16 protein-coding genes are annotated in these 19,934 nt (G+C 66.7%); 10 read left to right on the top strand and 6 right to left on the bottom strand.

Annotation, left to right across the window (positions count from 1 at the left end):
* Window positions 1-3: 3 nt before the first annotated feature.
* From J7643_13885 to J7643_13875, 3 genes are all read right to left on the bottom strand, one after another.
* Complete coding sequence (locus tag J7643_13885; protein MBO9541674.1) at window positions 4-963, bottom strand: ROK family protein; 960 nt, start codon at window positions 961-963, stop codon at window positions 4-6.
* Between the two features lie 4 nt (window positions 964-967).
* Window positions 968-1,324 (bottom strand): DUF5335 family protein, encoded by a 357-nt coding sequence (locus tag J7643_13880; GenBank protein MBO9541673.1) that lies wholly within the window; start codon window positions 1,322-1,324, stop codon window positions 968-970.
* Between the two features lie 167 nt (window positions 1,325-1,491).
* Window positions 1,492-2,757, bottom strand: a complete 1,266-nt coding sequence (locus tag J7643_13875) for a Glu/Leu/Phe/Val dehydrogenase (protein MBO9541672.1) — start codon at window positions 2,755-2,757, stop codon at window positions 1,492-1,494.
* A 94-nt stretch (window positions 2,758-2,851) separates the two neighbouring features.
* On the opposite strand from J7643_13875, the gene J7643_13870 reads away from it, so the two are divergent.
* Window positions 2,852-4,285, top strand: a complete 1,434-nt coding sequence (locus J7643_13870) for a CCA tRNA nucleotidyltransferase (protein MBO9541671.1) — start codon at window positions 2,852-2,854, stop codon at window positions 4,283-4,285.
* An 81-nt stretch (window positions 4,286-4,366) separates the two neighbouring features.
* Here J7643_13870 and J7643_13865 read toward each other — a convergent pair whose 3' ends face one another.
* Window positions 4,367-5,935: a peptidoglycan-binding protein gene (locus tag J7643_13865; protein MBO9541670.1), complete on the bottom strand. Its 1,569-nt coding sequence runs from the start codon at window positions 5,933-5,935 to the stop codon at window positions 4,367-4,369.
* Window positions 5,936-6,123: 188 nt separating this feature from the next.
* Window positions 6,124-7,167 (bottom strand): peptidoglycan-binding protein, encoded by a 1,044-nt coding sequence (locus J7643_13860; GenBank protein ID MBO9541669.1) that lies wholly within the window; start codon window positions 7,165-7,167, stop codon window positions 6,124-6,126.
* A 147-nt stretch (window positions 7,168-7,314) separates the two neighbouring features.
* Between J7643_13860 and J7643_13855 the strand changes: the two genes are divergently transcribed.
* Window positions 7,315-10,293, top strand: coding sequence for a PD40 domain-containing protein (locus tag J7643_13855; protein MBO9541668.1), 2,979 nt, complete (start codon window positions 7,315-7,317; stop codon window positions 10,291-10,293).
* Window positions 10,294-10,374: 81 nt separating this feature from the next.
* Here J7643_13855 and J7643_13850 read toward each other — a convergent pair whose 3' ends face one another.
* Window positions 10,375-12,162, bottom strand: coding sequence for a hypothetical protein (locus J7643_13850; GenBank protein MBO9541667.1), 1,788 nt, complete (start codon window positions 12,160-12,162; stop codon window positions 10,375-10,377).
* Between the two features lie 160 nt (window positions 12,163-12,322).
* Here J7643_13850 and J7643_13845 point away from each other — a divergent pair, with 160 nt between their 5' ends.
* The 8 genes from J7643_13845 to J7643_13810 all read left to right on the top strand — a co-directional run bounded on the left by J7643_13845 (window position 12,323) and on the right by J7643_13810 (window position 19,915).
* The gene (locus tag J7643_13845) at window positions 12,323-12,901 is read left to right on the top strand and encodes a WYL domain-containing protein (GenBank protein MBO9541666.1); all 579 of its coding nucleotides are present in this window, start codon (window positions 12,323-12,325) and stop codon (window positions 12,899-12,901) included.
* Between the two features lie 124 nt (window positions 12,902-13,025).
* The gene (locus tag J7643_13840) at window positions 13,026-14,000 is read left to right on the top strand and encodes an ABC transporter ATP-binding protein (protein MBO9541665.1); all 975 of its coding nucleotides are present in this window, start codon (window positions 13,026-13,028) and stop codon (window positions 13,998-14,000) included.
* A 3-nt stretch (window positions 14,001-14,003) separates the two neighbouring features.
* Window positions 14,004-15,029, top strand: coding sequence for a dipeptide ABC transporter ATP-binding protein (locus J7643_13835; GenBank protein ID MBO9541664.1), 1,026 nt, complete (start codon window positions 14,004-14,006; stop codon window positions 15,027-15,029).
* A gap of 45 nt (window positions 15,030-15,074) precedes the next feature.
* The gene (locus tag J7643_13830) at window positions 15,075-16,697 is read left to right on the top strand and encodes a peptide ABC transporter substrate-binding protein (protein ID MBO9541663.1); all 1,623 of its coding nucleotides are present in this window, start codon (window positions 15,075-15,077) and stop codon (window positions 16,695-16,697) included.
* Window positions 16,694-17,647 carry an ABC transporter permease gene (locus tag J7643_13825; GenBank protein MBO9541662.1) on the top strand — a complete coding sequence of 318 codons (954 nt, stop codon included), beginning with the start codon at window positions 16,694-16,696 and terminating at the stop codon, window positions 17,645-17,647. Before J7643_13830 ends, J7643_13825 begins: the two co-directional genes overlap by 4 nt.
* 23 nt (window positions 17,648-17,670) lie before the next feature.
* Entirely contained in the window at window positions 17,671-18,564 is an 894-nt protein-coding gene (locus J7643_13820) for an ABC transporter permease (protein ID MBO9541661.1), read from the top strand.
* Window positions 18,565-18,701: 137 nt separating this feature from the next.
* Window positions 18,702-19,679: a hypothetical protein gene (locus J7643_13815; protein MBO9541660.1), complete on the top strand. Its 978-nt coding sequence runs from the start codon at window positions 18,702-18,704 to the stop codon at window positions 19,677-19,679.
* Window positions 19,676-19,915, top strand: coding sequence for a hypothetical protein (locus tag J7643_13810; GenBank protein ID MBO9541659.1), 240 nt, complete (start codon window positions 19,676-19,678; stop codon window positions 19,913-19,915). The genes J7643_13815 and J7643_13810 overlap by 4 nt, the downstream gene beginning before the upstream one ends.
* Window positions 19,916-19,934: the final 19 nt, after the last annotated feature.

Genomic DNA, 19,934 nt, shown 5'->3' with positions numbered 1-19,934 from the left:
CTCTCATGGCCGCCCGGCGAGCTTGACCAGGACCCCGGCCCCGATCACGCCCGCCTCGCGGCCGAAGCGCGCCTTGGCGAAGCGCAGGGCCTCGACCGCATCCGGCAGCGCCCGTCGGCGCACGCTCGCCTGTGCGAGTTCGTAGAGCTGCGGTACCCCGCGGATCACCCCGCCCCCCAGCACGATCAGGTCGGGATTGAGGGTGTTGACGAGATTCGAGAGCCCCGCCCCCAGGAACTCCCCGGTCTCCTCGATGATCCTGCGCGCGAGCGCATCGCCGCGCAGCTCCGCCTCGGAGATCACCTCGACCCTCAGCTTGCTCAGGTCCCCCCCGACGAGCTCCGGCATGAGCGACTGCTCCCCGCGATCCAGGGCCTCACGGGCCCGACGGGCCATGGCCGTGCCGGAGGCGTAGGACTCCCAGCAGCCGGGATTGCCGCTCGGGCAGGGGGGGCCGTCCCACTGGATGGTCGTGTGCCCTACCTCGCCCGCGAAGCCGTTCGCTCCTTCGTAAAGGTGGCCGTCGATGACGATGCCCGAGCCGATGCCCGTGCCGACGAAGACGCAGACCATGTGGCGCACGCCCTTGCCCGCTCCGAAGTGGAGCTCGCCCAGGGCCGCCATGTTCACGTCGTTGTCGACGTAGACCTCCTGATGGAGGCGCTCGCTGAGCATGCGACGCAGCGGCACGTCGCGCCACTGGAGGTTGGGCGAGTAGAGCACGTTGCCCGTCCCCGGCTCGACCAGGCCTGCGCTTGCGACCCCCACCCCGAGCACCGACTCCTTGCCGATCCCCTCGGTAAGCCGCTCGACCGCTTCGGCCATCTGGTCGGCGACTCCCTCGGGCCCCGCATCGGTGCGGGTGTAGACCGTGTCGCTCTTGACCACGTCCAGATCGGTGTCGAGCAGGGCCGAGGCGATCTTGGTGCCGCCCAGGTCCATGCCGATGATGTAGTAGCCCACCGCCCTAGACCCAGGTGAGGATGGTCTTGATGCGGACGTGAGAGCCCGGATCCTCGCCCTCGATGTCGATGGCCAAAGGCGTACCCTTGTCGTCCTCGCGGACCATCACGCGGTCGGCGCACTTGACCTCGTGCATGAAGGCATCCGTCGAACCGGCCTTCCCCACCTCGATGTCGACCGAGCAGGCTTCGGATCCCTTGAGCTCGGGGGCCATGCCGAGGAAGGGCGCCCGCTCCACCACCACCTGATCGCCGAGCTCCTCGCTGTTGACCTGGATGGTCACGGGCCGGTTGAGGCACATGTTGGTCAGCGACGCCATGTAGTCGTTCCACTTGCTCCGCTCGATCTCGCGCGTCGTCATGCCACCCTCCTTGCGATCCGGCTGGCCGCGAGCAGCGCTCTTTCGCCCCACGACCAGATTGTAACGAGATGTAAATTACCCGGAGCCTGGCGCAAAGGTCAACGCGAAAGCAAGGCTCGACGGCATTCGGAAGCCGTCGAGCCTTGCACGAGGGGGGGGAGCAGCGCTTAGGGGTAGAGGCCCCGCAGCGTCAGGGCGTTGGCCACGCGGCCCACCGCCTCCACATAAGCGCCCATGCGGAAGGACAGGCCCCGGGTCTCCACGTTGGCGACCATGTTCTTGAAGGCACGGGCCATGACGTCCTGGAGGCGGGCGTTGACCTCGGACTCGGTCCAGAAGAGCTGCTGGGAGCCCTGGACCCACTCGAAGTAGCTGACGATGACGCCACCGGCATTGGCGAAGATATCGGGAAGCACCAGGACGCCCCGCTGCTCCAGGAGGTGATCGGCCTCGAAGGTCACGGGAGCGTTCGCCCCCTCGACCACGATCGGCGCCTGGATGCGATGGGCGTTGCCGACGTGGATCTGCGAACCGAGAGAGGCGGGGATCAAGACGTCACAGGGGAGGTACAGCACCTCTTCCTCGGTGATGGGAGTCGCCTCGGCGTAGCCCTTGAGGAAGCGATGCACCTTGGTGTAGCCGAGCAGGTCCTTCACGTCGAGGCCGTCCTCGCGGTAGAGGCCGCCCGTGATGTCCGAGACCGCGACGACCTTGGCGCCGCGTTCATGCAGAAGCTTGGCCGTGACCGAGCCCAGCTTGCCGAAGCCCTGGATGGCGACCCTGAGGCCCTGGAGCTTGCGGCCCTGATACTTGAGCAGCTCCTCGAGGGCGAGGACCACCCCCCGGCCGGTCGCACTGGAGCGGCCCACGGTGCCGCCGACGGCGGTCGGCTTGCCCGTCACCACGCCGGGGGCCGCATAGCCGTGGTTGTTGCTCCAGGTGTCCATGATCCAGGCCATCTCACGGGGGCCGGTGTTCATGTCGGGCGAGGGGATGTCCTTGTGGGGATCGAAGACCTGAACCATGTCGGTGGTGTAGCGCCGGGTGACGCGTTCGAGCTCGCGCACCGAGAGCTGGTGGGGGTCCAGGGTGACGCCGCCCTTAGCGCCGCCGTAGGGCAGGCCCACCAGCGAGCACTGCCAGGTCATGAGCATGGCGAGGCCCGTGATGCGGTCGATGTCCACGCTGGGGTGGAAGCGGATACCGCCGGTGTAGGGGCCGAGGATGTTGTTGTGCTGCACCCGGTAGCCGGCGAACATGCGGACCGAGCCGTCGTCCATCCGGACGGGGCTGTGGGTCTGGACCACCTTGTCGGGGGTGCCGAGGCGATCGCGCAGACCGCGGTCCAGATCGAGCAAGTCGCCGCACTTCTCGAGCTGAAGGCGCGCCTTCTCGAGCTGGTTGATCGCAACGGGGTGGGTCTCGGTGGCCATTGACGCTCCCTTCGCTCTTGTGGTGAATACGGGTGGATCATACCACTTCTCGCCAGGTTTACAGGCCTGCTTGCCGGTGGCATGATGGGGCCCCATGCCAAGCCCCACGCACCCGTCAATTCCCTTGTACCCCGCTCCGCTCTTCGATACGGTCGCGCGCCATGCCGCGGCCCTCGGCGTGGACGTCCACCTGGTAGGCGGCTACGTGCGCGACGCCCTGTTGGGGCGCCCCTCGCTCGATGCCGACCTCATCACGTCGGGCGATCCCGAGCCGCTCGGCCGCGCGATCGCCAAAGCGCTTGCGGGCCACTTCGTCGTCCTGGACCCGGACTTCGGCGTCGCCCGGGTGGTGCTCGCGGACGGGGTGGTGCTCGATCTGGCGCGCTTGCAGGGCGAAACCATCGAAGAGGACCTCTCGCGGCGCGACCTGAGCATCAACGCCATCGCCCTGCCCTTGGTCCGGGGCAGCGAGGTTCTGGTGGACGCCCCGCTGCTCGATCCGACCGGCGGGCTCGCGGATCTCGAAGCGCGCACCGTCCGGGCCGTCAGCCTGGAGAACCTGATCGCCGATCCGGTGCGCCTCATCCGGGTGCTGCGCTTCGCAGCCACCCTCGATTTCGCGATCGCCTTCGAGACGCTCGAATGGGTCGAGACCTACAAGCGCAAGCTCCTCGAAGCCGCCTACGAGCGCACGACCGCCGAGCTGCTCAAGATCCTCGTCCTGCCCGACGCCTACCGCTGGATCGAGCGCCTCTTCGGCCTGGGGATCCTGGGGGTGCTCACCCCCGAGTTCACCATGCTGCGCCGGGTACCGATCCTCGAAGGGCGCTGGCTGGACGGCCTCGCCCACGCCCTGACGCGCACCCGCCGCCTCGAAGCGATCGTCAACGCGCTTCAAACCCGCTGGCCCGCGCACGCCCAGGCCATCCGCGAGGACCTGGAAGCATCGCTCGGCGCGGGCAGCACCCGCGGCGCCCTGGTCAAGCTCGCCGCCCTCCTGCTCGACATCGGCAGGCCGTTCACCCTCGCCTACGATCCCGACGGGGCCCTCACCTTCGAGGGGCACGAGACCGAAGGCGGCGCGCGCATCGGCACGATCGCCGAGCGCCTCAAGCTCAGCGCCAAGGCCCGGGAGTTCATGGAGAAGCTCGTGCGGTACCAGACGGCGCCGCTCGCCCTCGACGCCGCGGACCCGGTGGCGCTCTACCGTCTCTTCCGCTCGGCGGGCGACTCCAGCGTCGCCTTGCTGCTCGTCGCCATGGCCGACCGGGAGACCGCCCTCGGCCGGCGCGACCCCGAGCTGGAAGGCCGTCTCGAACGCGCCTTTGCAGGCTACTTCCGAGCAGACCAGATGCTGACCAAGCCCCAGCGCCTGCTGGACGGCCAGGGTCTCATGGGTGCGCTCGGCGTGAAGCCCGGCAAGCACGTCGGCGTGCTACTGGAGCAGGTGCTCGAAGCCCAGCTGCGCGGCGAGATCGCAAGCCGCGACGAGGCGATCGCCCTGGCTCAGCGCCTCCACCAAGGCTGAGCGCGCCCAGCCAGCAAAAACACCGTCACGAAAAAGCATCCCCGGCGAATCGCCGGGGATGCTTGGTGTCTGGGGCTTTGCTTACGACGCCTTCTTAATCTCGGCCTCGAGCTTCTGCATGATGTGGGCGAGGGTCGCCTTGTCGGCGTACTCGTTGACCGCCCAGCTGCCGTCGGCGCTCTTGTAGGTCTGGTGGACGCCGTTCTGCTTCTTGTACTCCATCACGGCCTTGGTGGTCGCGTCGTCGAAGCTGCCGTTGGGGGTGACGGCGAAGCCCCACTTCTGGAGGACGGTCTGGAGGTCGGTGATGGCCTGCTTCTGGTCGCTGCCGGGGCCGAGGGCACCGTCGGTCTGGTAGGACTTGACCTCGGCGAGGAAGGCGTTGACGTTGGCTTCGCTCGCTTCGATCTTGTACTGGGCGGCGACGGCGGCGTGGTTGACCTGCGAAGCGGCGGGCTGCTGGGGGGCGGGCTGAGCGACGGGGGCCTGGGGCTGGGGAGCCGGCTGGGGAGCGGGCTGAGCGGCGGGCTGCTGCTGAGCCATCTGGGCCTGAAGCTTGGCCATGATGACCTGGAGGGTCTGGGGCTCGGCGTACTCGTTGATGGCCCAGTTGCCGTTCTGGTTCTTGTAGGTCTGGTGGAGGCCGTTGACCTGCTTGAAGGCCATGACCGCCTGGGAGGTGGCCGCGTCGAACTGGCTGGTGATGGGCACCTGGAAGCCGAGACGGGTGAGGGCGTCCTGCAGGTCGCGGATGGCGGCGGTGTCGGCGCTGCCGGGGCCGAGGGTGCCCTGGGTCTGGTAGGCCTTGACCTCGGCGAGGAACGCGTTGACGTTGGCCTCGCTCGCCTCGATCTTGTACTGGGCCGCGACGGCGGCGTAGTTGACCTGGGGCTGAGGGGCGGGCTGCTGAGGGGCGGGCTGAGGGACGACGGGAGCCTGGGGCTGCTGGGCCATCTCGGCCTCGAGCTTCTTCATGATGAACTCGAGGGTCGCCTTGTCGGCGTACTCGTTGACCGCGAAGTTGCCGTCGGCGGCGAGGTAGGTCTGCTTGAGGCCGTTGGCCTGCTTGAAGGCGATCATCGCCTGCGAGGTGGCGGCGTCGTACTGGCCGGTGGCCGAAACCTGGTAGCCCCACTTGGCGAGCACGCTCTGGAGGTCCTTGATCGCACCGGCGTCGGCGCTGCCGGGGCCGAGGGCGCCGTCGGTCTGGTAGGCCTGGACTTCGGCGAGGAAAGCGTGGACGTTGGCCTCGGTGGGCTGAAGCTTGTACTGGCTCGCGATCGTCTGCCAGTTAGCGCCGGGCTGCTGCGCCGGGTTGACGGGCTGCTGGGGCTGGGTGGTGTCCACCGGCTGCTGCGGCTGGGTCACGACGGGGGGCTGGGGGCTCACGGGAACGGTGCCCGCGGTCGAGGTGCCCGAGTTGCCCTTGAAAAGGTTGGCGATCCAGTTGAAGGCGCTCTTGAAGAAGTTGACGATGCCGGTGAAGATCGACGAGAGAGCGTTGCTCATCACCTGGACATCGGCGCCGGGCTGCTGCTGGGGCAGCTGGGGAGCGACGGTCTGAGCCTGCTGAGGGGCATCGACGCCACCGCCCGCCTTCACGGGACGGTTCTGGGGAAGCCGGTTCTGAGGCACTCCACCAATGTTCATCGCTGCAACCTCCTTGACTGATCCGTCTCATCACCCGCCCTGCGGGCCTCTTGATCAGGTTATAGGAAGCGCGTCGCCGGATCCGTTTAAATCCAGGGTAAAAGTTTCTGATCTGTGCATTAAATCTTCGAGCCCGATCTCCCGGTTCTTGGCCGGGGGATCGGGCTCGTCGGGTTCAGCGAGGGGTGTTAAGCGAGCAGAGATGCGAGCTTCTGCAACATCGACTGGTCGGCATACTCATTGATGGCCCAGTTGCCATCGGACGAGCGGTAGTTCTGGTGCAGGCCGTACTTCGCCTTGAAGTCCATGACCGCCTTGGCGGTGGCGGCGTCCCAGGTGCCGCTCGCCTGGATGGGGAAGCCGACCTGGGCGAGCGCCCCCTGGACTTCCTTGATCTCGTCCTGGTTGGGGTAGCCGGGGCCGAGGGCGCGGAAGCCGTTGGCGTCGGCGATCTGGTAGGTCTTGACCTCGGCGAGGAAGGCGTTGACGTTGTCCTGCGAGGCATAGAGCTTGTACTGCGAAGCGATCGCCTGCCAGTTGAGGGTGCCGTTCTCGGCCGGGGGCTGGGTGGTCGCGGGCGGCTGGGTCGAAGGGGTGCCGCCGCTCTTCACGATGGCCTCCATCTTCTGGTAGGTCTGGTAGTCCAGGTACTCGTTGACCGCGAAGTTGCCGTCGGTGCCCTTGTAGGTCTGGTGGAGGCCGTTCGACTGCTTGAAGGAACGGACGGCGGCCTGGGTGGCCGAATCGTACTGACCGGTAGGCTCGACCGAGTAGCCCCAGGACTTCATGAGCTGCTGGATCTGGGTGATCGCTTCGGCGTTGGGGTTGCCGGGGCCGAGGGTCTGGAAGCCGTTGGGGCCGGGCGAGGCGTAGCCCTGGACCTCGGCGAGGAAGGCGTCGACGTTCTCCTTGGTGGGCTGGAGCTTGTACTGCTCGGCCAGCGCACGGGTGTTCTCGTCGATGGGGCCCGCGTTGTCGACGGGCTTCTTGCCGGTGATCCTGTCCCAGAGGCCGACGAAGAAGCTGCTGATCGACTTGAACATCTTCTTGATGCCGTCCATCAGGCTGGCCGCGTCGAACGAACCGCCACCCGCCTGCACAGGCGCCTGGGGCAGCCGCACCGCCACCGAGTCGGCGGCCATGGTGCTCTTCACCTGGGGAGCCTGCGCCGCCTGAGGCTGGCTGCGAAGCGCCTGGTAGCTGCGGACCTGGTTCGAAACGCCTGAGATCATGACGGGCCCTCCATCGAGGCTTGAAACTCTTCTCGATCCTTATCCGGCCCGCCCTCGGGGATCTTGTTCGAAAAGCGTTAAGAGCAAGGAAAGCCTCACTTAAGCTTTCACCAAATGCTCGCATGGGAATCCGTGTAGAATAAGGGCATGCCGATCGCACCATCGTTTCAAGGCCTGCGGGCCCGCTTGCTTGCAGGCTTCTGCGCCGTCGCCCTGAGCGTCTCGCTCGTTGCACCGGCCCAGGCCGCCACCCTCTTCGATCCGCAGATCCCCTGGCGGACGCTCGACACGCCGCACTTTAGGGTCAACTACGACGCCCGGCACGAGGCGATCGCCCAGCGCGCGGCCGTCTTCGCCGAAGAGGCCTACGCCAAGGTCGTGCCCTTCCTCAAGAGTGCCCCGAGCGACAAGACCGAGCTGACCCTGCTCGACCACGAGGATCAGGTGCAGGGCCTCGCCTTGCCCTACCCCAACAGCCAGATCTACGTCTACCTCACCTCGCCGGACCAGAACATGCTCACCGGCCGCTACGAGAGCTGGCTCAAGCAGATCATCCTCCACGAGTTCACCCACGCCGCCCAGTTCGAGGCCACGGGCGGCCTGACCGCCATGGTCAACAAGGTCCTGGGCCGGGCGATCTACCCCAACTTCCTCCAGCCCTGGTTCCTCATCGAAGGGCTCGCCGTCACCGCCGAATCCCGCTTCACCCAGGGCGGCCGGGCCAAAGAGGGCGAGTACGACATGATCCTTCGTGCCGCCGCCCTGGAGAACAAGCTCCTGAGCATCGACCAGGCGAGCGTCTTCAACTACGGTGGCTGGCCGCTCGGCCCCAGCTACATCTACGGTTCGTACTTCTACCAGTACCTGATCGAGCGCTACGGCGAGGACGCCCCTTCCAAGATCTCCCACGCCTACGGCGAGTGGCCCTGGTTCGGCATCAACAAGGCCATCGAGCGCGCCCTGCCGGGCAAGAACGCCTACGCCCTATGGGACGAGTTGCACGCCTACCTGCGCGATCGCGCCCAGCGCCAGCTCGCGCGCATCAAGCAGCATCCCCTGACCGAGAGCCAGCGCCTCACCGCCACGGGCCGCTACCACCACCATCCCGCCTGGACCCCGGACGGCAAGCTCGTCTACGCCGAGTTCACCGACCAGCGCCCCGCGGGCCTCGTGCTCGATCCCCTCGACGGCAAGCCCTCCGAGCGCTACGTCAAGCTCTACCCGCAAGGCAGCTACTCGCTCGCCGGGGGACGCTACGTCTATCTCTCGGCGAGCCGCGAGGTGGGGCGCTTCAACACCTTCGCCGACGTGTATCGCTACGACACCAAAGAGCAGCGCTTCGACCTGCTCACCGACGGCAAGCGCGCCCTGGATCCGGCGGTGTCGCCCGACGGCAAGCACTTCATCGCCACCCTCAACGGGTCGGGCACCAACGACCTCGGCCTCTTCGACAGCGGCGGCACCCTGCTTCGGCGCCTGACCGCCAACAAGGACGGCACCCAGTACTCGGGCGCCACCTGGTCGCCGGACGGTGAGCAGGTCGTGGTCTCGGCCTGGAAGGACGGCGCGCGGGACCTCTACTGGTTCCGGCCGGGCGAGACCAAGCCCCAGCCGCTCTGGCGTGACAGCGCCATCGACGTGCACCCCAAGTTCTCGCCGGACGGCCAGTGGCTCTACTTCTCGTCGGATCGCAGCGGCGGGGTCTTCAACCTCTTCGCCTACCGGCTCAAGGACCGCAAGCTCTTCCAGGTCACCAACGTGGTGGGCGGCGCCACCGAGCCCGCCCCGTCACCCGACGGCAAGCGCCTCGCCTTCGCCAACTACTCGGCCGTCGGCTGGGACATCCACCTGATGCCCGTCGCCCCCGAGACCTGGCGCGAGGTGGCGCTCGACGCGGCCACCACCTACGCCCCCTATTCGGGCGAGGCCGTTGCCGCCCCGCCCGTGCCCGAGAGCGAAGCGCTCCCGGTGCTCGAGAACCCCTTCCCGAGCCAGACCTACAACCCCTGGCACTCCTTCTCGCCCAAGACCTGGTACCCGGTCAGCTACATCGACGAGAACGGCTACATGGCAGGCGTCAACACCGTCAGCAACGACGTCTTGATGCAGCACTACGCCTTCGTCAACGCGGGCTGGAGCTTCGGGGGGAACCGCCCCTACTACGCCCTGAGCTACGTCAACGACCAGCTGCCGCCGACCCTCTCGCTCTCCCTGGTGGACATCCCCGCCAACTACGCGCCGGGCCGCAGGCTCGACCTCTGGCAGCGCCAGACGGGCGGCTCGGTGGCGGCGACCTTCCCCGGCATGCCGAGCAAGCTGCTCGACACCTACTGGATCGACGGCCAGTCGCTGACCCTCGGTTACAGCTGGCTGAGCGTGCAGAACCTGGGCGTGCGCGATCGCGGCACTGCCGCTCCCCTGCGCCCCGTACCGGCGGAGCTCGAACGGGCCAAGGGCTTCCCGCAGGCAGGCCAGACCAACACCCTCGGGATCACCTATCAGTTCGCCGACAACTACAAGCCCTCCTTCGCCATCAGCCCCGAGTGGGGCTCGGTCTTCGGGCTCTCCTACGAGAAGGCGGCCCCCTGGCTCGGGGGCACGGCCGAGTTCGACCGCTTCAGCGGGGACTACCGGCGCTACTTCGGCATGCCCTGGCGCCACCACGTGCTCGCCCTACGGGCCGCAGGCGGCCTGAACGTGGGCAAGCGCGACGGGGACTACTACCTGGGCGGGACGGGCTCGACCAACTTGCTCACCACCGTCGACCGGCGCCACATCGGGGGCGTTCAGTCCGCGCCGCTGCGCGGCTACTCGGTCGGCACGCTCTCGGGCAACCGCATGGCCATGGGCAGCCTGGAATATCGCTTCCCCATCGCCGAGATCCAGCGCGGGCTTGGCACCATCCCCGTCTACGTCACCCGGGTGGCGGGGGCGACCTTCGCGGACGCCGGCTGGGTGGGCACCGACCGTCTGAGCCCCGACATGCACCTGGGGGTGGGGGCCGAGACCCGCATCGGCATGAGCATCATCAGCGTGGCGACCGAGCTGCGTCTCGGAGTGGCGCGCGGCACGCACCCCACCGACGGCACGACCCAGACCTACGCCGAGCTCGGCATCAGCTTCTAAACACCCACAGGGCTAATCCCCTAAGCCCCGCCCCTGACGGGGCGGGGCTTAGGGGATTAGGGATCAATCGTAAAAGCCGGGTTACTTCTGCAAGATCAGGCGCGTGCCGTAGCCCGTCGACGAAAGGTTCGAGACCTTCAGGCCCGCCGTCGAAGCGAGGTTACTCTGAAGCAGGAAGGATGCGCTGTAAGGCAGCAAGGACAGATTGGCGCTCGTCCGCGTGTCCGCAGCGGGCCCCTGCAGGGCGCGCTGCTCATTGAGTCTCAGGCCGGAGATCTTCCCCGCGTAGTTGCCGCGCAGGTTCACGCCGCTGATACTGTAGCGCGCGCGCAGCTCGGTCGGCAGGATATCGAGGGCCCCGGTACCGTCAAGCGCAAGCGCCGCGCTGAAATCGGCGAACATCGCCCCCATGGAGGTGTTCCGCGCGCGCATCACGCGATCGGCCAGATCCGTGGCATCCTCGCTGCCGCCGTTGTTGAACGTATGGAAGGCGCGAATCCCCTCGTCACCCAGCCGATCCCGCACGTACTGGAGGTAGAGGGCCGCCATCCCGTAGGCGTCCTCCTTGGATCCGACGGCCCCCTGGTTGAAGAAGGTCGTCAGGGAGAAAGCACCAGGGTTACTCAGGTAGTTGCGGATCTGGCGGAAGACCGAAGGGCTGGGGTTCGCACCATCCGGTCCGTTGCCGTTGGCGAACATGGCGAGCATGGACAGGCCCTCGTTGAGCCAGGCGAGCTTCTGCGAGCCGAATTCGTCCATGTGACCCGAGAGCCCCACCGCCCGCACTCGGTGACACGAGAAGAGCAGGTGCTGGAACTCGTGGGCGATGGTCGCGTGGAGGTCGCCGAGCGAACGCCCCTCGGCCATGGCGCTGGAAGCGATATAGAGGAGCTTGGCGCGGTTCGAGTTGGGATTGCTCGCGTAGGGCACCAGATCGCCCAGGGTGAAGAAGCCGAGCGTCCCGTCGCTCGAGTTGGCGGTCCCGTCCCACTTGTCCACCCGGCGCGAGAAGAGGAAGTGGACGTAGTCATCCGCCATCTCGATCCGGTTCGCCGCCGACGCGGCGTTGTTCTGGGCCATGGTCGTGTCGGCGCCGAAGAGGTTGACGTCCGCCGCGTAGATGCGATCGCGGATCTCGGCCCCCAAGGCATCGACCTTCTGCTGGGTGACCACGCTGCGATCGATCGAATCGTCCGCCACCCAGATGATGAACTTGCCCTTGGCGCTATCCTCGACGAACCAGGCATCAGCCGCCACTTGCACGTAAGTGGCCCTGCCCTGCGCGTCATAAAGGGGCACCGAGAAGGTGCGCCGCTCATTCTTCGCCCAGGTCGTCCCGGCCTGGGTTTGATACGTCCCCGCCGCAGCAGGGCGAGGCAGGCTCCGGATGTGCTCGGCGATGCGGCGCTCGCGGCTCTCGTGCGACGCCGACGGCTCATCCGCGCTCGTCTCGGCGGCCTGAGCCTGGTAGCGCGCGCCCGCGCCATTCCAGTCCAACTGGAAGTTCATGGTCTGCTTCGCATTCAGCGAGCTGACCGCCGCAATGCCCACGCGGGCACCGCTAAAGGCGAGCGAGAAAGAGCCCTTGTCGGGATAGAGCGGATGGACCTCCACGTCACTCGCCAGAGCGATGGTGGTGGGGTTGGTGCCGGTCTCGGGCGTGGAGCCGCCGGACCCGCCGTTGCCGCCGTTGTCCGGGTTGTTGGTGGTGCTGCCGCTGCCGCCCCGGTAGGTGCCGGGCAGCGTCTCCTGGCGGATGTTGGAGTTGTTGCCCAGCTCCTCGATGAGGAAAGTGCCGTCGGCGCAGCTCGCAATCACGAGCGGGATCGCGGCGAGGGCCACGTAACGGGAGAGGCGTTGGCATCGCATCTGAGACAGGGACCTCCGAGCCGACAAGCATTCCTTCTCCTCATACCCGTGGCCTGCGATCGCGAATCCCCGTCGATTTGACAGATCCCATGGGCCCCCTTAAGATGCCAAGGCTTCAGAGCAAGCCCCCAGGCCATTTTCGACAAGGAGCCCCATGCCGATGAGCGATCAAGCAAACCTGCCCCTTCGGCTGTCTCTCGATGAAACCGTGCTGCTCATGGTGGGCCTCAAGCTGCTCGACGAGATGGTCGAAGCCATCGAGATCAACGGCCAGCCGCAAGATGCGCTCATGAGCGGCCTGATGAGCAAGCTCCAGGGAGCGCTGCCCGGCGATCTGCTCGAAATGACCGACCAGATCGTGGAAGACATCGTCACGGCGACCCTCAACGACGGCGAAACGAGCATCCTCGACGCCATGACCGCCGACTCCAGCTACGCGCTGCCCATGTACGCCGTCGATGGCGTCCTGCCCGTCATCGAGCAGGCGATAAAAGAAGAACGCTCGCTCGACGTCTCCTACTACTCCATGAGCCGCGAGGAGTTCAGCGTCCGCCGCATCGACCCCTACGGCGTCAAGAACCTCGGCGACCTGCACTGGTTGATCGCCTACTGCCACCTGCGTGAGGATCGCCGCGTCTTCCGCATCGATCGCTTCAAGACCGCGACCCTCAGCGAGGCGCGATTCAAGCCCCCGGTAGACTTCCACATCGGCGAGTACTTTGACGACCTCGACCCCTGAGATGCTGCGTGGACAAGGCCCCGTCCCTGTGATACGTTTAGCGAGTTAAACATTGCCCTTCCGCGCGGGCCGTATCAGAGGCGATCGCCCTCGCCCCGGCCCAGCCAGGTCTGATGGAGGACACGTGGCAGAAGCGTTGCTCAAGGTTTCCGGGTTGCAGACCCACTTCACCACCGAGGAAGGCATCGTCAAGGCGGTGGACGGCGTCGACTTCGAGGTCCAACCGGGCCAGATCCTCGGCATCGTCGGTGAATCCGGCTGCGGCAAGAGCATCACCTCCCTCTCGATCATGCGCCTCGTCGCAGGCCCCCAGGGCAAGATCGTCGGCGGCCAGATCCTCTTCAAGGGTCAGAACCTGCTCTCGCTCTCCGAGGCCGAGATGCGTGAGATCCGCGGCAACCGCATCTCCTTGATCTCGCAGGACCCCATGACCTCGCTCAACCCCGTCCTCACGGTCGGCGAGCAGATCATGGAAGCCATCATGCTCCACCAGAAGGTCGACCGCGCCACCGCTCGCAAGCGCGCCGTCGAGATGCTCGAAGCCGTCGGCATCCCCGGTGCCGCCAACCGCGTGGACGACTACCCCCACCAGTTCTCAGGCGGCATGCGCCAGCGCGTCATCATCGCCATGGCCCTCTCGTGCGAGCCCGAGCTGCTCATCGCCGACGAGCCCACCACCGCCCTCGACGTGACCATCCAGGCCCAGATCCTCGACCTGATGCGCGACATCCGCACCAAGCGGGGCGCTGCCGTCGTGCTGATCACCCACGACCTGGGGGTCGTCGCCGAGATGTGCGATTACGTGGCCGTCATGTACGCCGGCAAGGTCGTCGAGTACGCCGACGTCAACACCCTCTTCAAGAGCCCCAAGCACCCCTACACCCAGGGCCTGCTCAACTCGACCCCGCGGCTCGGCTCCAAGCAGGACCGCCTCGAGCCCATCGAGGGCCAGCCCCCCGCCCTCTCCCGCCTGCCCCAGGGCTGCTCGTTCGGCCCCCGCTGCAAGCACTACGTGGCCAAGTGCCGCGAAATCCCCCTGCTCGAGACCGTCGAGGCGGGCCACCAGGTTCGCTGCTGGCTGACCAAGGAGGCCAAGTAAGGCATGAGCGAGACGCTGCTGACGGTCAAGAACCTCACCAAGCACTTCCCGATCAACAAGGGCATCCTCTTCAGCCGGCAGGTCGGCGCGGTCAAGGCCGTGGACGGCCTGAGCTTCAGCATCAAGAAGGGCGAGACCCTCGGCCTGGTCGGCGAGTCGGGCTGCGGCAAGTCCACCACCGGCCGCCTCCTGCTCCGCCTGATCGAGCCCACCAGCGGCTCGGTGCAGTTCGAGGGCCGCGAGGTCACCACCCTCAAGCCCGCCGAGTTGCGCGCCCTGCGCCGGGAGATGCAGTTCGTCTTCCAGAACCCCTACGCCTCCTTGGACCCCCGCATGACCATCGGCGAGTCCATTGCCGAGCCCCTGCGGGTCCACGGCCTGATGAAGGGTCCCGAGCTGACCAAGCGCGTCAAGGAGCTGCTCGATCGCGTGGGCCTCAACCCCATGTACTCCGAGCGCTACCCCCACGAGTTCTCGGGCGGTCAGCGCCAGCGCATCGGCATCGCCCGGGCGCTCGCCATCAACCCCAAGTTCATTATCCTCGACGAGCCGGTCTCGGCCCTCGACGTGTCGGTGCAGGCCCAGGTCCTCAACCTCCTGGACGACCTGCAGGCCGAGTTCGGGCTGACCTACCTCTTCATCGCCCACAACCTCGCGACCGTCGAGCACATCAGCGATCGCGTCGCGGTCATGTACCTGGGCAAGATGGTCGAGCTCGCCACCGCCGCGGAGCTCTACAGCAACCCGAAGCACCCCTACACCCAGGCGCTGCTCTCGGCCGTGCCCATGCCGGACCCCACGGTCCGCAAAGAGCGCATCATCCTCCAGGGCGACATCCCGAGCCCGGTCAACCCGCCCTCGGGCTGCCGCTTCCACACCCGATGCCCCTTCGCCAAGGACATCTGCAAGACCGCGGACCCCGCCTTCAACGACGTCGGCGGCGAGCACTTCGTGGCCTGCCACCTGGTCAACGAGCTGCCCATGGTCCAGGCGAACGCCCCCATCACCACCACCGTTCCCAAGGCATAACCCCGATCAAGCCCCATCCCGTCGCCCACGACCGAGGAACTTGATTTGAAGCATCGCCCCATTGCTTGCCTGGCGCTTGTGCTCTCCTTCTTGAGCGCGAGCGCCTGCGCCTCCTCCGAGGCCCACGTGGGGCGCCGCAACGCGCCCGACACGGTCGTCATCCGCTCGCAACAAGAGCCCGACAAGCTCAACAAGCCGTTGAGCAACGCGATCTCGACCGTCGACGTCTGCACGCCCATGACCAACGGCCTGGTCGGCGTGGACGACCAGATGAAGTACTACCCGGACCTCGCCACCGTCCTGCCCACCGTCGAGAACGGCCTGGTCAAGCGCGAAGGCAAGGGGATGGCCGTCACCTACAAGCTGCGGCCGAATGTACGCTTCCACGACGGCGCGCCCTTCACCTCGAACGACGTGCGCTTCGTCTGGAAGATGCACATGGACCCCAAGGTGCTGGTCGTCAGCCGCGAGGGCTACGACAAGATCACCCGCGTGGACACCCCCGACCCGCTGACGGCCGTCGTCCACTACAAGGAGCCCTACGCTCCGTACCTGGAAATGTTCAGCACCATCCTGCCCGCCCACATCCTCGAGAAGAGCCCGGACATCAACCGGGATCCCTTCAACCGGGCGCCCATCGGCACCGGCCCCTTCAAGTTCAAGGAGTGGGTCGCGGGCGACCACGTGGGCATGGTTGCCAATCCCGACTACTTCGACGGCCCTCCCAAGCTCAAGAAGCTCTACGTCAAGTTCGTCCCGGACGACAACGCGGCCTTCATCCAGCTCGCCAACGGCGACATCGACGTGTACGCGGATTTCAACCTCGAGCAGGTCAAGGCCGCCCAGAAGCTCAAGCACGTCCGCCTCGACAACGTGCCGAGCTTGACCTTCGAGCAGCTCGCCTTCAACCTCGACAAGCCGGTCTTCAAGGAGCGCGCCGTGCGCGTCGCCCTCGCCCACGCCATCGATAAAGAGGAGCTCGCCCGGACCCTCTACAAGGGCATCTGGCCGGTCGCGCACAGCACCGAGCATCCGCTCGCCTGGTCCTTCAATCCCAAGCTCGGCGAGCTCTACCCCTTCGACCCGGCCAAGGCCCGCGCCATCCTGGACGAAGCGGGCTGGGCGACAGGCTCCGACGGCATCCGGGTCAAGGACGGCAAGCGTCTCAGCTTCACCGTCAACTCGACGGCGGGCCGCAAGATCCGCGAGCAGGTCGAGCTGGTGCTCGCCGGCTACTTCAAGGCGATCGGCGTCGAGATGAAGATCCAGAACGTGGAGGGCGGGCTGCTCTTCGCGGGCTATCCCTCGGGCCTCTTGAACGGCGGCAAGTTCGAAGCCGCCCTCTACGCCAACACGACGAGCGTGGACCCGGCCGCCAACATGTCGAGCTGGCACAGCCGGATGATCCCGCCGACCGGGGTCAACAACACCCGCTTCCAGGACGCCGAGCTGGACCGCGTGCTCGAAGCGGGCAACGTCAAGCTGGGCAAGCAGGAGCGCCAGCCCCTCTACTGGCGGATGACCGAGATCCTTGGCCGCGAGGTCCCGACCATCCCCCTGGCCTACTGGACCGAGATGCACGGGGTGAACCGCCAGCTCAAGGGCTTCAAGGGCAACCCCACCAGCAGCCGCTTCGTCTGGAACGTGAAGGACTGGACCATCGAATGACGCGCTTCATCCTCCGCCGCCTGCTGACCTCCATCCCTCTGCTCATCGGGATCTCGGCCCTGCTCTTCGTGCTGATGCAGAAGGTGCCGGGCGGCCCCATGGCGGTGTACGGGATGAACCCGCACATCACCCCGGCCGACCGCGCGCGCCTCATCCAGGCCATGGGCCTGGACCTGCCCCTGCACGTCCAGTACCTGAAGTGGCTCGGCTCGGCGTTCACCGGGGATCTGGGCAACTCGCTCTTCACCGGCCGGCCGGTGCTCGAGATGATCGCCGAGCGCACCCCCAACACCCTGGTCCTGATGGGCATCTCGACGGTGGTGAGCCTCGCCTTCGGCCTCGCGCTCGGGGTGTTCTCCGCCCTCAAGCCCTACTCCAAGTTCGACTACACCGCGACCACCCTGTCGTTCCTCGGCTACTCGCTGCCGACCTTCTGGTTCGGGATCATGCTGATGATGGTGTTCGCGGCCAACCTCCACTGGCTGCCCGCCGGGGGCATGCACTCGCTCGGGCAAGAAGGCAGCTGGCTCGACGGCATTCCCTACCTGGTCCTGCCCGTGACGGTGCTCTCCATCGTGAGCGTGGCGTCCTGGAGCCGCTTCATGCGCTCGTCGATGCTCGAAGTGCTCAGGATGGACTACATCCGCACCGCCCGCGCCAAGGGGCTCGGCGAGCGCCTGGTCATCGCGCGGCACGCCCTGCGTAACGCCCTCATCCCGGTGGTGACGGTCGTCATGATGGCCATGCCCACCCTCTTCGGCGGGGCGGTGATGACCGAGACCATCTTCAGCTGGCCCGGCATCGGCCGGCTCTTCTTCGACAGCATGGGCAAGAGCGACTACCCGGTCATGATGGGCATCCTGCTCATCTCGGCGGGGCTGGTGGTGCTCTTCAACCTCCTGGCCGACCTCCTCTACGCCATGGTCGACCCCCGCATCCAGCTCGATTAGGAGCGCTTGATATGCCGACCACCATGCCGCCGTCCACGACCGAAAAGGCCCAGGCCCCGGAGGCCCCCAAGCCCGAAGCCCAGTGGCGCTCGGTCGCAAGGCGCTTCGCCAAGCACCGTCTCGCCGTCCTGGGCCTTGGTGTCCTACTGCTGCTTGCGATCGCGGTCTACGTCGGCCCGCTCGTGAGCCCCTACGCCTTCGATGCCAACGACCTCTCGCGCACCGGCCAGTGGCAGCCGAGTGTAGCCCACTGGCTCGGCACCGACGAGCTGGGCCGCGACGTGCTGACCCGCCTGCTGTACGCCGGGCGAATCTCCATGACCGTGGGGATCCTGGTCGCGCTGATCGGGGTGGTGATCGGCACCCTGGTGGGGGCCTTCGCCGGCTACTTCGGCTCCTGGGTGGACGCGATCGCCATGCGCCTGGTGGACGTGATCCAGAGCGTGCCGCTCCTGATGCTCCTGATGGTGCTCGTGGCCTTCCTGGGCCGCGACCTGAGCGTCATCGTGCCCGTCATCGCCCTGACTTCGTGGACCGGGGTGGCGCGCCTGGTGCGAGCCGAGATCCTCAGCCTCAAGCAGCAAGAGTTCGTCGAGGCCGCGAGGGCCGTGGGGGTGGGGCACCTGGGCCTCATCTTCAGGCACCTGATCCCGAACGCGCTGGCGCCGGTCTTCGTCGCGGCCACCCTCGGGGTCGCCGACGCCATCACCCTCGAGTCGGCCCTCTCCTTCCTGGGGGTCGGAATCCAGCCGCCCACGCCCTCGTGGGGCAACTTGCTCACCGATGCCCAGCAGTACCTCATCATGACCCCCTGGCTCGCCTTCTACCCGGGCCTGCTCATCTTCCTGACGGTCGCGAGCATCAACTTCGTGGGCGACGGCCTGCGGGACGCCCTCGATCCCAAACTCAAGCGCTAGCCTTTTGTTAAAAATCCATAAAAAACTAACCCCGTTCGTCAAATCTCTGTTTGGTTTCGGGTAAAAGACGAATCGAGCCACCTGCGCTCCGGCATATCGAAAGAGAGCCATTCCCGATCCAAGCAGGAGGAGTCTCGATGAACATCGAAATGGGCGGTCCGCGCCGCCCCACCAATCCGCTCAAGCCCCCCACCGGACCTCTTGCTCATCCGCCGACCACCCCCGCGAACAAGCAGGGTGGCGCCAAGGCCAACGCGCCGGCCGCGACGGATCACTCGGAGGTCAAGAGCACCGCAGCGAGTGGCCTGACCGAGCTGCTGCGCCCGGTCGCCGACAACCTCGCAGAATCCAACAACCCCTCATCCAAGTTGATGGGCGAGGCCCTGCAGCTCGCCATCTCGGGCAAGGACATCAAGGACGTCCACGGCGAGATCGGCGGGATCGTCGAACAGCTCAAGACCAAGGACTTCACCCCCGAGCAGATCAAAGACCTGACCAAGGCTGGTAAACTCGCCCGCGTCTTCGACACCGTCCAGGGGGTCATGGCGGCCAGCAAGCTGTTCGACCAGGCCAAGGAGCTGACGAGCGATCCCAAGAAGCTCAAGGATCCCGAGTTCGTCAGCGAGCTCATCAGTAACGGGGGCGGCATGGCAAAGGGCATGCTCGGCGTGCTCGAACTGGTCAAGAACTCGCCGGTTGCCGGCAAGATCCCGGGGATCATGGGGTCCATCGCCGACGTGTCAGGCCTGGTGGGTGACTTCGGCAGGCTGACCGACGGCAAGGCGAGCGCCAGCGATGTGCTCGGCACCCTCGCGCACGCCACCAGCCTCACCGCCAACGTCATGACGATGCTCGCGCCCGCCACGGGCGGCACGTCGCTCGCGATCGCCGCCGGCCTCAAGGGCGTTTCGCTGGGCCTGACGGGCGCCCAGATCGTCGTGGACAACTGGGACAAGGTCAAAGACGTCGGTTCCAAGGTCGCCGACAAGGCCGCCGGCCTCTGGAACGGGGCCCTCAAGGGCCTCGGCCTGAAGTTCGAGGGCCTCAAGGACGCCTTCGTCCCCATCGGCTCGTTCGGGCCACAACCCGCTCTGTGCGCAGGAGGACTGGTATGAAGCAGATCACCCGCGCGGACCTTCTTTCACGGTTCGCCTCGGTCGTGGAACCCAAGGAGGCCGAACGGCGCCTGAACGCCGCGGCCCTGAGGCTCGGCGTGATGCCGCAGGGGCCCTTCAGCATGGAGGACCTGACGCGGATCAGCGGCCTGATCCTCGCGGACGGCCTCGAAGAGACCGCGAGCGGCTTGATGGGGGCGGCCCCCCACCTCCAAGAGATGATGGAAAACTCCTAATCGGCAGCGCCCCTCAAAA

The sequence above is a fragment of the bacterium genome, assembly GCA_017744355.1.
In the GTDB taxonomy this organism is placed as follows: Bacteria; Cyanobacteriota; Sericytochromatia; order S15B-MN24; family UBA4093; genus JAGIBK01.
This window is presented reverse-complemented; position numbering and strand designations above follow the sequence as displayed.